Genomic DNA, 12735 nt, shown 5'->3' on the forward strand with positions numbered 1-12735 from the left:
GCCTGGACCGCCAGAATAATCAGACGCAGCCGGAGACCGATTCCAACAAGCCCCTCACCCCGCCCGGCAGGAGTCCAGAGATGCAACGTTCGATCGCTACCGTTTCCTTGAGCGGAACCCTGCCGGACAAACTCGAAGCCATCGCTGCCGCCGGTTTCGACGGCGTGGAAATCTTCGAGAACGATCTCCTCTACTACGGCGGCAGCCCGCGCGACGTACGCCGGCTATGCGCGGATCTGGGGCTGGCGATCACCCTGTTCCAGCCGTTCCGCGACTTCGAGGGCTGCCGCCGCGACCGCCTGCCGCGCAACCTCGACCGCCTGGAACGCAAGTTCGACCTGATGCAGGAGCTGGGCACCGACCTGGTGCTGATGTGCAGCAACGTCGCCGCCGACTCCCTGGGCGAGCGCGACTTCCTCCTCGAGGATCTCGGCCTTGCTGCCGAGCGCGCCGGTGCCCGTGGCCTGCGCGTGGGGTACGAGGCGCTGGCCTGGGGGCGCCACGTGAACACCTGGCAGCAAGTCTGGGACCTGGTGCGGGAAGTGAACCACCCGGCGCTGGGGGTGATCCTCGACAGCTTCCATACCCTCTCGCTGAAGGGCGACCCGGCCGGCATCGCGCAGATTCCGGGGGAGAAGATCTTCTTCGTGCAGATGGCCGACGCGCCGATCCTGGCCATGGACGTACTGGAGTGGAGCCGGCACTTTCGCAACTTCCCCGGGCAGGGCGAGTTCGACCTGCCGGGCTTCCTCGCGCCGATCCTGAAGAGCGGCTATCGCGGTCCGTTGTCGCTGGAAATCTTCAATGACGGCTTCCGCGCTGCGCCGCCGCGCGCCAACGCCGCCGACGGCCTGCGTTCGCTGCTGTACCTGGAGGAGAAAACCCGCGAGCGTCTGCTCGACCAAGGCGCCCCGCAGGAACAGCTTGGCTGCCTGTTCGCACCGCCGCCGGCCAGCCAGCTCGACGGCGTCGAGTTCCTTGAGTTCGCTGTCGACGAAGCGCTTGGCGCACGCCTGGGCAACTGGCTGGAGCGCCTGGGCTTCGCCCGTGCGGGCGAACACCGCTCCAAGGCAGTGAGCCTGCTGCGTCAGGGCGACATCAACATCGTACTGAATGCCGAGCCATATTCCTTCGGCCACAGCTTCTTCGAAGCCCACGGCCCGTCGCTGTGCGCCACCGCCTTGCGTGTGCGTGACGCCGCCAGTGCGCTGGAGCGTGCGCAGGACTACAAGGGACAACCGTATCGCGGGCTGGTCGGCCCCAACGAGCGGGAGATTCCCGCCGTGCGTGCTCCGGACGGTAGCCTGATCTACCTGGTCGAAGCGCGTGCCGCCGGGAAGACCATCTATGACGTCGACTTCCGTCTCGATCCCGAGGCCCAGCCCAGCGGCCAGCTGCAGCGCATCGACCACATGGCCATGGCGCTGCCGGCGGATGGGCTGGACAGCTGGGTGTTGTTCTACAAGGGCCTGTTCGACTTCGAGGCCGACGACGAAGTGGTGCTGCCCGACCCTTACGGTCTGGTGAAGAGCCGCGCCCTGCGCAGCGCCAACGGCAGCGTGCGGCTGCCGCTGAACATCTCGGAGAACCGCAACACGGCGATTTCCCATGCGTTGTCCAGTTATCGCGGCTCCGGCGTCCACCACATCGCCTTCGCCTGCGAGGACATCTTCGCCGAAGTCGCGCGGGCCAAGGATGCCGGCGTGCCACTGCTGGAAATCCCGCTCAATTACTACGACGACCTTGCGGCGCGCTTCGACTTCGATGACGAGTTCCTCAGCGAGTTGGCGTACTTCAACGTGCTCTACGACCGGGACGCCAACGGCGGCGAGCTGTTCCATGTGTACACCGAGCCGTTCGAGGAGCGCTTCTTCTTCGAAATCATCCAGCGTCGTGGCGGCTATGCGGGTTACGGCGCGGCCAACGTCGCCGTGCGCCTGGCGGCCATGGCCCAGGCGCGCAACGGCACCACGCGTCGACCGAAGGTCTGAGCCGCTGCGCTTTGCCTGAAAGGCGTAGGGGCGCGCATAATCCGCGCACCTCTTCACCATGAAGCAGTCGCCCCTGGCGCCTGCCTGACGATGCAAAGCCATGACCGACAGCGCCACCCAGCCGACTCCTGCTGAAACTGCCCGCCGGGGCCGCAAGAACAACCCGGAGAAGACCCGCGAGGACATCCTCCAGGCGGCCATCGTCGAGTTCGTCCAGCAGGGGCTGTCCGGGGCGCGAGTGGATGCCATCGCCGAGCGCATGAACACCTCGAAGCGGATGATCTACTACTACTTCGGCAGCAAGGAGCAGCTCTACCAGGCGGTGCTGGAGAAACTCTACGGCGACATTCGCGGCACCGAGCAGACCCTGCACCTGGCCGAGCTGGAGCCGCTGGAAGCCATGCGCCGGCTGGTGGACTTCACCTTCGACCACCACGACCGCAACGTCGACTTCGTGCGTATCGTCAGCATCGAGAACATCCACTACGGCCAGTTCGCCTCCGGCTCCGAGGCGATCCGTTCGATGAACAGCAACATCCTGCGTACCATCGAGGACATCCTCGTGCGCGGCGCCGCCAGCGGCGCGTTCCGCGATGGCCTGCAGGCCATCGACGTGCACATGCTGATCAGCGGGTTCTGTTTCTATCGGGTGTCCAACCGCCATACCGTCGGCTCGCTGTTCCAGGTCGAGCTGGAGGACCCGGCGATCAAGGCGCGGCACAAGGAGATGATCATCGAGGCGGTTTTACGGTACGTGCAGCCGTAACCGGATTCGGATCTGGAGCGAAGGTTGTTCGCGAGCAAGCTCGCTCCTACGCTCTTTGTAAACTCACATCTTGGCGAAATGCGCCAACATGCGTTCCGCATCCGCCGGCACGCCGCTGAACAGCTCGAACGCCTTCACCGCCTGGAACACCGCCATGTTGCCGCCATCCAGCGTGCGGCAGCCGAGGCGGCGGGCATGCCTCAGCAGCTCGGTCTCCAGCGGGAAGTAGATGATCTCGGCTACCCACAGGCCCGAGTGCAGCAACTCCAGCGGCAGGGGCGCGCCGGGGAGCTTGGCCATGCCCACGGGCGTGGTGTTGACCAGCCCGTCCGCTTCGGTGACTGCGCCGGCCAGGTCGTGACCGACCCGCGCGCGCTGTCCGCCGAAATGCGCGTTGAGGTTGTCCACCAGCGCCTGGGCGCGGGCCGAGTCCACTTCGAAGATCGTCAGTTGCCGCACACCTTCGCTGAGCAGCGCATGGGCCACGGCGGCACCCGCACCGCCGGCGCCCAGTTGCACCACGCGCTCGCGCGCTGCATCGCCGAGGTTGCGCCGAAAGCCTTCGGCAAAGCCCAGGCAGTCGGTGTTGTGGCCGATCCGCTTGCCCTCGCGTAGTACCACGGTATTCACCGCGCCGATGCCGCGCGCCTCGTCGGACAGCTCGTGCAGCAGCGGAATCACCGCCTGCTTGCAGGGGAAGGTGATGTTCAGCCCGGTGTAGCCCATGCGTTCAGCGGCGGCGAGCAGGTCGGGCAGGGCGCCGGCATCCACGCCCAGGCTGTCCAGGTCGATGAGCCGATAGAGATAGCGCAGCCCCTGGGCGTCGCCTTCGCGCTCATGCAGGGCCGGGGTGCGCGAAGCCTGGATGCCGGCGCCGATCAGGCCGGCCAGCACGGTGCGGTAGTCGTTCATGGAGCTCACCCCTTGAGCAGCTTGGCGAAGTGCTGGAGGCCCGCGCGGTAACCGTCGCTGCCCAGTCCGGCAATGACGCCCACGGCAATGGCGGAGATGAACGAGTGGTGCCGGAACTCCTCGCGCTTGTGCACGTTGGACAGGTGCACTTCGATCACCGGCAACTCCACGGCGGCCAGCGCATCGCGAATCGCCACCGACGTGTGGGTCCAGGCGGCGGGGTTGATCAGTATCCCGGCGCAGCGGCCACGCGCCTGGTGGATCCAGTCGATCAGCTGGCCTTCGTGGTTGGTCTGCTTAAACTCGATTTCCAGACCCAGTTCGGTGGCGGTGCGCTGGCAAAGCGCGGCAATGTCGTCGAGGGTTTCGTGGCCGTACGTAGCCGGTTCGCGGGTGCCGAGCAGGTTTAGGTTTGGCCCGTTGAGCACGAGCAGGGTTTGCGGCATGGAATTTGGCTCCGTTGTTCTTGTATGGCCTATGGGGCAGGCCTGTGGAGTCAAAATGTACCAAATGGTTAATTTGGTCAATGTTGATGGAGATTGGCAAGGTGTGCCGGTAAATACAGCGATCTTGGAGCTAAGCATGAAGAAAATCGGCGATCCGGTGGTTTTCCTTCCAAGGTCTCGAAAATAACCAAGCTCACTTGCTGGGCGGTGATCGACCAGACGTAGCGGGTACGACGTAACGGCAGACCTGTAGGAGCGAGCTTGCTCGCGAACGATCTCCGCAGTGGGACAACGGGTTCGCGAGCAAGGACTGGGCGTCCCCCTCGGTCCTACGAAAAGCCGGCCGGCAAAAAAAGACCCGCCAATCGGCGGGTCAGGAGGGGGAAGCCCGTTGGAGAGAGCCGGCTTCAGACGTGCAAGGCATGCCCCAGCGCGCGCAGCGCAGCTTCCTGCACCGCTTCGCCGAGGGTCGGGTGGGCGTGGATGGTGCCGGCGATGTCTTCCAGGCAGGCAGCCATTTCCAGCGACTGTACGAACGCCGTGGACAGCTCCGAGACAGCTTTGCCCACGGCCTGCCAGCCAAGGATCAGGTGGTTGTCCTTGCGGGCCACCACACGGACGAATCCGTCACTGGATTCCAGGGTCATCGCACGGCCGTTGGCGGCAAACGGGAAGCTCGCGGTCAGCACTTCATGGCCGGTGGCCTGGGCCTGTTCCGGCGACAGCCCGACCACCACCACTTCCGGATCGGTGAAGCACACGGCTGGAATGGCCGTGGGGGTGAAGGCGCGACGCTTGCCGGCGATGATCTCCGCGACCATCTCACCCTGGGCCATGGCGCGGTGGGCCAGCATCGGCTCGCCGGCGATGTCGCCGATCGCCCACACGTCACGCATGGAGGTGCGGCACTGGTCGTCGATCTGCACGGCACGGCCGTTCATGTCCAGGCGCAGGGTGTCGAGGTTCCAGCCGGCGGTGTTGGGGTGGCGGCCGACCGCGACCAGCACCTGATCGGTTTCAATCACACGTTGCGAGCCGGCGCCGTCCTGCACGCGCAGGCCTTTGCCGTCCGGCTCCAGGCCCATCACGCTGTGGCCCAGGTACAGCTCGATGCCCAGCTTGCGCAGAGAATGGGCTACCGGCTTGGTCAGCTCCTCGTCATAGGTTGGCAGGATGCGTGGCTGCGCTTCCACCACTGTCACCTCCACGCCCAGCTTGCGGTACGCGGTGCCCAGTTCCAGGCCGATGTAGCCGCCACCAACCACTGCCAGGCGCTTGGGCAGCGTCTTCGGTGCCAAGGCTTCGGTGGAGGAGATGACATTGCCGCCCACCGGCAGGAACGCTAGCTCCACGGACTTCGAGCCGGCCGCCAGCAGCAGGTGTTCGGTGTGGATGTGCTGGGTGCCGCCTTCGGCGAGATCGACCTCGACGGTCTTGCCGTCGACGATCTTCGCCCAACCGTTGACCACGGTGACGCCGTGCTTCTTCAGCAGTGCGGCGACGCCGGTGGTCAGGCGGTCGACGATGCCGTCCTTCCATTCCACGGTGCGCTGGATGTCGATGCTCGGCGCCTGCACGCTGATGCCCAGCGGCGACTTGCCGGCGAACTCGCGGGCTTTCAGGTATTCCTCGGCGGCGTGGATCAGTGCCTTGGACGGGATGCAGCCAATGTTCAGGCAGGTGCCGCCCAGGGCAGCACCTTCCACCAGCACGGTGCGGATGCCCAGCTGGCCGGCGCGGATCGCCGCGACGTAGCCGCCGGGGCCGCCGCCGATCACCAGCAGGGTGGTTTCGAGAGTCTGGTTCTGCTTCACGAGTCGGCTCCGTCAGTCGATGAACAGGGTGGCGGGATGTTCGAGCAGGGCTCGCACGGCCTGGATGAAGGCCGCGGCATCCATGCCGTCGACCACCCGGTGATCGAAGGACGAGGACAGGTTCATCATCTTGCGCACGACGATCTGCCCGTTGATCACCATGGGGCGCTCGACCATGCGGTTGACCCCGACGATGGCGACTTCCGGGTAATTGATCACCGGCGTGCTGACGATGCCGCCCAGGGCGCCGAGGCTGCTGAGGGTGATGGTCGAGCCGGACAGCTCCTCGCGGCTGGCCTTGCCGTGGCGGGCGGCCTCGGCGAGGCGTGCCACCTCCGCGGAGTTGCCCCACAGGTCGCGGGATTCGGCGTTGCGCAGCACCGGCACCATCAGGCCGTTGTCGCTCTGGGTGGCGACACCCAGGTGCACGGCACCGTAGCGGGTGATCACGTCGGCGTCGTCGTCATAGCGCGCATTGAGTTGCGGGAAGTCACGCAGGGCAACGACCATGGCGCGAGCGATGAAGGGCAGCAGGGTGAGCTTGCCGCGCGCTGCGCTGTGCTTGGCGTTGAGGTGGACGCGCAGGTCTTCCAGGTCGGTGACGTCGATTTCCTCGACGTAGCTGAAGTGCGGAATGCGCCGCTTGGCCTCGGCCATCTTCTGCGCGATCTTGCGGCGCAGGCCGATCACCGGGATCTGGTGCTCATCGTGGCGTGCGGTGTAGCCCGAAGCGATGGTGGCGCCGCCATGCTCCAGGAAGTGTTCCAGGTCCTCGCGCAGGATGCGTCCGGCCGGGCCGCTGCCCTGGACGAACTGCAATTCAACGCCCAGGTCGCGGGCGCGTTGACGCACCGCCGGCGAGGCCAGTGGTTTCTCGCCCGGCGCGCGACGGGGAGCCGGCGACGGAGCGGGGCGTGCGGCCGGGGCGACTGGCTTGCTCTCCACGCGCGGTGCTGGCTTGGGCGCATCGACGACCGGGGCCGGCTTGGCTTCCGGCTGGGCCGGGGCTTCCTCTTGGGCCTTGGGTTGCGCGGCTTCCTTGTGGTTGCCGTGGCCTTCCACTTCCAGGCGGATCAGCTCGCCGCCTACGGCCATCACCTGGCCCGGCACGCCGCCCAGGGCGATGATCTTGCCCGATACCGGCGAGGGGATTTCCACCGTGGCCTTGTCGGTCATGACTTCGGCGAGCAGTTGGTCCTCATGGACCTCGTCGCCGACCTGGACGTGCCACTCCACCAGCTCGACCTCGGCGATGCCTTCGCCGATGTCCGGCATCTTGATGACGTGAGTGCCCATTCAGACCTCCATGGCGCGCTTGAAGGCCGCGCCGACGCGGGCGGGGCCGGGGAAATAGTCCCATTCCTGGGCGTGCGGGTAGGGCGTGTCCCAGCCGGTGACACGGGCAATCGGCGCTTCGAGGTGGTGGAAGCAGTTCTCCTGCACCAGCGACATCAGCTCGGCGCCGTAGCCGCAGGTGCGGGTGGCTTCGTGGACGATGACGCAGCGGCCAGTCTTCTTCACCGACTCGACGATGGTGTCCAGGTCCAGCGGCCAGAGGCTGCGCAGGTCGATGATCTCGGCATCGATGCCGGTTTCCTCGGCGGCGGTCTGGGCCACGTAGACGGTGGTGCCATAGGTCAGCACGGTCAGTTCCGAGCCGGGGCGGGCGATGGCGGCCTTGTCCAGCGGAACACTGTAGTAGCCCTCGGGAACCTGGCTGGCCGGGTGCTTGGACCACGGGGTCACCGGGCGGTCGTGGTGGCCGTCGAACGGGCCGTTATACAGGCGCTTGGGTTCGAGGAAGATCACCGGGTCGTCGTTCTCGATGCAGGCGATCAACAGGCCCTTGGCGTCGTACGGATTGGACGGCATGACGGTGCGCAGGCCGCAGACCTGGGTGAACATCGCCTCCGGGCTCTGGCTGTGGGTCTGCCCGCCGTAGATGCCACCGCCGCAAGGCATGCGCACCACCATCGGCACGGTGAAGTCGTTCACCGAGCGGTAACGGATGCGTGCAGCTTCCGAGACCAACTGGTCGGTGGCCGGGTAGACGTAGTCGGCGAACTGGATTTCCACCACCGGGCGCAGGCCATAGGCGCCCATGCCGACGGCGGCGCCGATGATGCCGCTCTCGGAGATCGGCGCGTCGAACACCCGCGAGGTGCCGTACTTTTTCTGCAGGCCCTCGGTGCAGCGGAATACGCCGCCGAAGTAGCCGACGTCCTGGCCGAACACCACGACGTTGTCGTCGCGCTCGAGCATCACGTCCATGGCCGAGCGCAGGGCCTGGATCATGGTCATGCTGGTGACCGCCTGGGCGTTCTCGTGTTGCGGGTTCATGGCATTCATACCCCAAGCTCCTGGCGCTGCCGACGCAGGTGTTCCGGCAGGTCCTTGTAGACGTCGTCGAACAGGTTGGCGGCGCTGAACACGTGGCCGTCCACCAGCGAGCCGTGGCGCTCGGCCTCTTTCTGCGCGGCGATCACTTCGGCTTCCAGTTCCTTCTTCAGCGCTTCGTGCTGGTCGTCAGACCAGATGCCGAGGCCAATCAGGTGCTGCTTCAGGCGAGCGATGGGATCGCCGAGGGGGAAGTTGGTCCAGTCGTCGGCGGGGCGGTACTTGGACGGATCGTCCGAGGTGGAGTGCGGACCCGCGCGGTAGGTGACCCACTCGATCAGGCTGGGGCCGTGGCCACGGCGGGCGCGCTCGGCGGCCCATTGCGAGGCGGCATAGACAGCGAGGAAGTCATTGCCGTCCACCCGCAGCGAGGCGATGCCGCAACCCACGCCACGGTTGGCGAAGGTGGTGCCTTCGCCGCCGGCGATGGCCTGGAAGGTAGAGATCGCCCACTGGTTGTTGACCACGTTGAGGATCACCGGCGCGCGGTAGACGTGGGCGAAGGTGAGGGCGGTGTGGAAGTCGGATTCGGCGGTGGCGCCGTCGCCGATCCAGGCGGACGAGATCTTGGTGTCGCCCTTGATCGCCGAGGCCATGCCCCAGCCGACGGCCTGGATGAACTGGGTGGCGAGGTTGCCGGAGATGGAGAAGAAGCCCTTCTCGCGGCTGGAGTACATGATCGGCAGCTGGCGGCCCTTGAGCGGGTCCTGCTCGTTGGAGAGCAACTGGCAGATCATGTCTTTTAGCGGGTAGTCGCGGGTGATCAGGATGCCTTGCTGACGGTAGGTCGGAAAGGTCATGTCGCCGTCGCGCAACGCCATGGTGTGGGCGGTGGCAATGGCCTCCTCGCCCAGGCACTGCATGTAGAAGGACATCTTCTTCTGGCGCTGGGCGGTGAGCATGCGCGCGTCGAAGATGCGCGTCTTGAGCATCAGGCGCATGCCGCGCAGCAACTGCTCGTGGCTCAGGTCCGGGGCCCAGGGGCCGACGGCATGGCCGTCCTCGTCGAGCACGCGCACCAGGCTGAAGGCCAGGTCGGTGGTCTGCGCGGGTTCTACGTCGATGTCGGGTTTGCGCACTTCGCCGGCGGGCGACAGGTGCAGGTAGGAGAAGTCGGTCTTGCAGCCCGGACGCCCGGTGGGCTCGGGGACGTGCAGGCGAAGCGGAGCATAGTCGGTCATGGCGGGTCTCCAGTTGTGATCGTGGGTGTGGATCAGCAGACGGAAGAAGCCATGCCCGGCGGGCGCACCCGGCCGGGTAGGGCTACGGTGCGGGTGCCACGCGGGGTCGCGTGGCGGGGGGTGACATCACTCATGGTGAGGTCCTCGGTTGTTGTAGTTGTGGTTTCAGTATAGGTGTGACCGATTGGTTTTTTGCTCCAAATTGACTAGCTCAGAGCTTACGGATTAGTGTGTTTGCACTATAAAAACAGCGCTGAGTAGTACGACAGAAAATGGCTGATCTCGACCGCACCGACCTGAAAATCCTCCGCGCCCTGGCCGACGATGGCCGCCTCTCGTGGCGCGATCTGGCGCAGAACATCGGCCTGTCGCTGACCCCGACCTTGCGCCGGGTACGCCGCCTGGAAGAGGAACACTACATCCAGGGGTATTTCGCCCGGCTCGACGAGGAGCGCCTTTCCGGTGGCATGAGCGTGTTCGTCTCGGTGTCCCTGGAGAAGCAGACCGGCGACTACCTCGCCCGGTTCGAAGAACGCATCGTCCAGGCGCCGCAGGTGATGAGTTGCTTCCAGATGACCGGCGACGCCGACTACATGCTGCGGGTGGTGGTGAAGGACCTGTCGGCGTACCAGCTGTTCCTCACCAACACCCTGACGCAGATTCCCGGCGTGGCAGGGATCAAGTCGGCGTTCGCCCTGAAGTCGGTGATGCTGCGCTCGGCGCCACCGATCTGAGAGACGAGTGCTGTGTAGGAGCGAGCTTGCTCGCGAACCTGCGGCTCGGTGTGGCGCCGACCCGATCGCGGATGAATCCGCTCCTACAGCAGCCGGCCCGTCCCGCCCAGGCGTAGGAGCGGACTTCGTCCGCGATGGCTTACCGCAGGCACTGAAACATCGGCAGAGTGCGGTTCGCGAGCAAGCTCGCTCCTACAAAAAACAGATCAACCGTCGCGGCGGAATTGCTCCCGATACTGCGTCGGCGTCACCCCAAGGCGTTGGGTGAACACCAGCCGCATGCGTGCCGCGCTACCGAAGCCGCAGCGCCAGGCGACCACTTTCAAGGCGAGATCACCGCCTTCGAGCAGCCCTCGCGCGGCGTCGATGCGGGCGCGCTGGACGAACTCGGCCGGCGTTACGCCCGCCTCGCGGACAAACACACGGGCGAAGCTGCGCGGGCTCATCGCCACCTCGGTGGCCAGTTGCGGCACGCCCAGCGGCTGGTCGAGGTTCTCCTGCACATAGCGCTGGATGCGCGCCACCGGCGAGCCTTCATCGGCCGGCGCCTGCAGGAAGGGGCTGAACTGCGATTGCCCGCCCTGACGCTGTGCCACCACCAGCAGCCGTTTCGCGACCGACAGCGCCACCGCTGCGCCGTGGTCCTCGGCGACCAAGGCCAACGCCAGGTCGATGCCGGCGGTCACGCCCGCCGACGTCACCAGCGCTCCATCGCGGACATGGATGCGATCCGGCTCGACCTGTGCCTGCGGGAACAATTCCGCCAACCGACGCGCATCGCTCCAGTGGGTGGTCACGCGCTTGCCGTCGAGCAGTCCGGCATGTCCGAGCAGGAAGGCACCGGTGCAGATCGAGCCGTAGCGCGGCGCCAGGGCGCAAGCGCTGCGCAACCAGTCGAGCAGCTCGGATGCAGGCGACTCTTCCGGCAAGGTCGGCCCACCCGGCACCAGCAGGATATCGGCGGCGCTGTGGCCCTGTTCGAGGTTGAAATCGGCACCGAGCAGCTGCCCGTTGGATGCGCGCAAAGGCAACGGTGGCGCAGCGAGGGTAATTACCTGGTAACCCTGGCCGGCGGGCACGAAGGCATTGGCCTCGGCGAACACGTCCAGCGGCCCGGAAACATCCAGCGCCTGCACGCCGGGGAACAGCAGCATGGCTACGCGTTTCATGGCCCCTCTCGATCTGACAGAAGGCATCCATTCTTGCGGTGGAGTGGTCTGGCTGCAAACGCTTTAAGAGTGCGAATGCAGCCAATCAGCTGACAGTGCGCGTGACAATAGTCGCCGTAGCGTCGATGAACAGAGCGATTGTTACGGGATCAGTAGAAATGCATTGTCGAAGTCGCGCTGTGTAGGAACGGTCCCATCGGCTAAATTCATGGCAGTGGGCCACGATCGACGCGACCCGCGTGATCCCTGAGGTTCCTGCCATGAAATCCCGCCTTTGCGCACTCTTCGCCATTCCCGCCTTGCTGCTGTCCTTCAGCGCTTTCGCCGACAACGCAGCCGTGTACCACTACGGCATGCCGCTGGACGTGGCCAAGGTGCTGAGCATCTCCCAACCCAACGAACGCTGCGAAGTCAGCCAGGCCACCATGGTCTACCTGGACTCCCAGGGCCAGCAGCACACCGTCAAGTACCTGCGCCAGACCCCGCGCTGCAGCGACATCTGATTCAGGCGCGGAACTGCTCCACCAATCCCTGCTGCCGGCTGGCCAGGTCGTTCAGTGAGCGACTGGCGCTGGCGGCTTGCTGCGCCTGATCGGAAATGGTCTGGGTGACGTCGCGGATGCCGGCGATGTTGCGATTGATCTCCTCGGCGACGCTGCTCTGTTCCTCTGCCGCGCTGGCGATCTGCAGGTTCATCTCGCTGATCAGGTTCACCGCCTCGCCGATCCGGCGCAGGGCGTCGATGGCCTGGCGCGCCTGATCGACGTTGCCCTGGGCCTGGGCGAAGCTGCCCTGCATCGCGCTGGTCACTGAGTGGCCGCGAGCCTGCAGGTTCTCGATCACCTGGCGAATCTCCTCCACGGACTCCTGGGTGCGCCGGGCCAGCCCGCGTACTTCGTCCGCCACGACGGCGAAACCGCGGCCGGCATCGCCAGCGCGCGCCGCTTCGATGGCGGCGTTGAGCGCCAGCAGGTTGGTCTGCGCGGCGATGCCACAAATGACTTCGAGGATGGAGCCGATCTGCTCGTTGCTCGCCGCCAGTTGCTGCAACTCAGCCATTGCCTGGTTCATCCCGGTCGCCAGCAGGTCGATGCCGCTGTTGGTGGCGTCGAGGGTGCGGAAGCCATCGTCACAGGCCTGTTCCGCCGTACGCGCGGCTTCTGCGGCGCGCGCGGCACTGCGCGCCGAATCCTGGGCGGTGGCGGACATCTCCTGGAGCGCCGTGGCGACCATGTCGATCTCGCGGAACTGCTGCTGCATGCCGTCGCTGGTCTGCCGGGCGATCTGTGCCGAGCGATCAGCGGTGGAGTGCGCCTCGCGGGTCG

At 66.0% G+C, this 12735-nt stretch carries 12 protein-coding genes; 4 read left to right on the forward strand and 8 right to left on the reverse strand.

Annotated elements, in window-relative coordinates; translation table 11 throughout:
• Nucleotides 1-80: 80 nt before the first annotated feature.
• Nucleotides 81-1991 carry a 3-dehydroshikimate dehydratase QuiC gene (gene quiC, locus FAS41_RS15760; protein WP_138523823.1) on the forward strand — a complete coding sequence of 637 codons (1911 nt, stop codon included), beginning with the start codon at nt 81-83 and terminating at the stop codon, nt 1989-1991.
• Between the two features lie 100 nt (nt 1992-2091).
• Nucleotides 2092-2757, forward strand: a complete 666-nt coding sequence (locus FAS41_RS15765; protein ID WP_138523825.1) for a TetR/AcrR family transcriptional regulator — start codon at nt 2092-2094, stop codon at nt 2755-2757.
• Between the two features lie 63 nt (nt 2758-2820).
• Here FAS41_RS15765 and FAS41_RS15770 read toward each other — a convergent pair whose 3' ends face one another.
• From FAS41_RS15770 to FAS41_RS15795, 6 genes are all read right to left on the reverse strand, one after another.
• Nucleotides 2821-3669 (reverse strand): shikimate dehydrogenase, encoded by an 849-nt coding sequence (locus tag FAS41_RS15770; protein WP_138523827.1) that lies wholly within the window; start codon nt 3667-3669, stop codon nt 2821-2823.
• A gap of 5 nt (nt 3670-3674) precedes the next feature.
• Nucleotides 3675-4115 carry a type II 3-dehydroquinate dehydratase gene (gene aroQ, locus FAS41_RS15775; protein ID WP_138523829.1) on the reverse strand — a complete coding sequence of 147 codons (441 nt, stop codon included), beginning with the start codon at nt 4113-4115 and terminating at the stop codon, nt 3675-3677.
• A gap of 407 nt (nt 4116-4522) precedes the next feature.
• On the reverse strand, nt 4523-5929 hold the full coding sequence (gene lpdA / locus FAS41_RS15780) for a dihydrolipoyl dehydrogenase (RefSeq protein ID WP_138523831.1): 1407 nt from the start codon (nt 5927-5929) through the stop codon (nt 4523-4525).
• Nucleotides 5930-5941: 12 nt separating this feature from the next.
• Nucleotides 5942-7225, reverse strand: a complete 1284-nt coding sequence (locus tag FAS41_RS15785; protein ID WP_138523833.1) for a dihydrolipoamide acetyltransferase family protein — start codon at nt 7223-7225, stop codon at nt 5942-5944.
• Entirely contained in the window at nt 7226-8278 is a 1053-nt protein-coding gene (locus FAS41_RS15790) for an alpha-ketoacid dehydrogenase subunit beta (protein WP_017518320.1), read from the reverse strand.
• Nucleotides 8275-9507 (reverse strand): 3-methyl-2-oxobutanoate dehydrogenase (2-methylpropanoyl-transferring) subunit alpha, encoded by a 1233-nt coding sequence (locus FAS41_RS15795; RefSeq protein ID WP_138523835.1) that lies wholly within the window; start codon nt 9505-9507, stop codon nt 8275-8277. The genes FAS41_RS15790 and FAS41_RS15795 overlap by 4 nt, the downstream gene beginning before the upstream one ends.
• A 272-nt stretch (nt 9508-9779) precedes the next feature.
• Between FAS41_RS15795 and FAS41_RS15800 the strand changes: the two genes are divergently transcribed.
• Nucleotides 9780-10241 carry an Lrp/AsnC family transcriptional regulator gene (locus FAS41_RS15800; protein ID WP_024762520.1) on the forward strand — a complete coding sequence of 154 codons (462 nt, stop codon included), beginning with the start codon at nt 9780-9782 and terminating at the stop codon, nt 10239-10241.
• Nucleotides 10242-10447: 206 nt separating this feature from the next.
• Here the strand turns inward: FAS41_RS15800 and FAS41_RS15805 are convergent, their stop codons facing one another.
• On the reverse strand, nt 10448-11410 hold the full coding sequence (locus tag FAS41_RS15805; protein WP_138523837.1) for a GlxA family transcriptional regulator: 963 nt from the start codon (nt 11408-11410) through the stop codon (nt 10448-10450).
• Between the two features lie 260 nt (nt 11411-11670).
• On the opposite strand from FAS41_RS15805, the gene FAS41_RS15810 reads away from it, so the two are divergent.
• Nucleotides 11671-11913, forward strand: a complete 243-nt coding sequence (locus tag FAS41_RS15810) for a DUF2790 domain-containing protein (RefSeq protein WP_138523839.1) — start codon at nt 11671-11673, stop codon at nt 11911-11913.
• A 1-nt stretch (nt 11914) separates the two neighbouring features.
• On the opposite strand, the gene FAS41_RS31455 is transcribed toward FAS41_RS15810, so the two are convergent.
• Nucleotides 11915-12670 carry a methyl-accepting chemotaxis protein gene (locus FAS41_RS31455; RefSeq protein ID WP_425049172.1) on the reverse strand — a complete coding sequence of 252 codons (756 nt, stop codon included), beginning with the start codon at nt 12668-12670 and terminating at the stop codon, nt 11915-11917.
• Between the last annotated feature and the right edge of the window lie 65 nt (nt 12671-12735).

The sequence above is a fragment of the Pseudomonas nicosulfuronedens genome (assembly GCF_005877905.1).
Classification (GTDB): domain Bacteria; phylum Pseudomonadota; class Gammaproteobacteria; order Pseudomonadales; family Pseudomonadaceae; genus Pseudomonas; species Pseudomonas nicosulfuronedens.

Bases quoted from the DNA above. Each gene is read 5' to 3' on its own strand.
- FAS41_RS15785 (WP_138523833.1), bottom strand. From the start codon at position 7,225: ATGGGCACTCACGTCATCAAGATGCCGGACATCGGCGAAGGCATCGCC.
- FAS41_RS15800 (WP_024762520.1), top strand. From the start codon at position 9,780: ATGGCTGATCTCGACCGCACCGACCTGAAAATCCTCCGCGCCCTGGCC.
- FAS41_RS15770 (WP_138523827.1), bottom strand. From the start codon at position 3,669: ATGAACGACTACCGCACCGTGCTGGCCGGCCTGATCGGCGCCGGCATC.
- FAS41_RS15805 (WP_138523837.1), bottom strand. From the start codon at position 11,410: ATGAAACGCGTAGCCATGCTGCTGTTCCCCGGCGTGCAGGCGCTGGAT.
- FAS41_RS15790 (WP_017518320.1), bottom strand. From the start codon at position 8,278: ATGAATGCCATGAACCCGCAACACGAGAACGCCCAGGCGGTCACCAGC.
- FAS41_RS15795 (WP_138523835.1), bottom strand. From the start codon at position 9,507: ATGACCGACTATGCTCCGCTTCGCCTGCACGTCCCCGAGCCCACCGGG.
- aroQ (WP_138523829.1), bottom strand. From the start codon at position 4,115: ATGCCGCAAACCCTGCTCGTGCTCAACGGGCCAAACCTAAACCTGCTC.
- FAS41_RS15810 (WP_138523839.1), top strand. From the start codon at position 11,671: ATGAAATCCCGCCTTTGCGCACTCTTCGCCATTCCCGCCTTGCTGCTG.
- FAS41_RS31455 (WP_425049172.1), bottom strand. From the start codon at position 12,670: ATGCAGCAGCAGTTCCGCGAGATCGACATGGTCGCCACGGCGCTCCAG.
- quiC (WP_138523823.1), top strand. From the start codon at position 81: ATGCAACGTTCGATCGCTACCGTTTCCTTGAGCGGAACCCTGCCGGAC.
- FAS41_RS15765 (WP_138523825.1), top strand. From the start codon at position 2,092: ATGACCGACAGCGCCACCCAGCCGACTCCTGCTGAAACTGCCCGCCGG.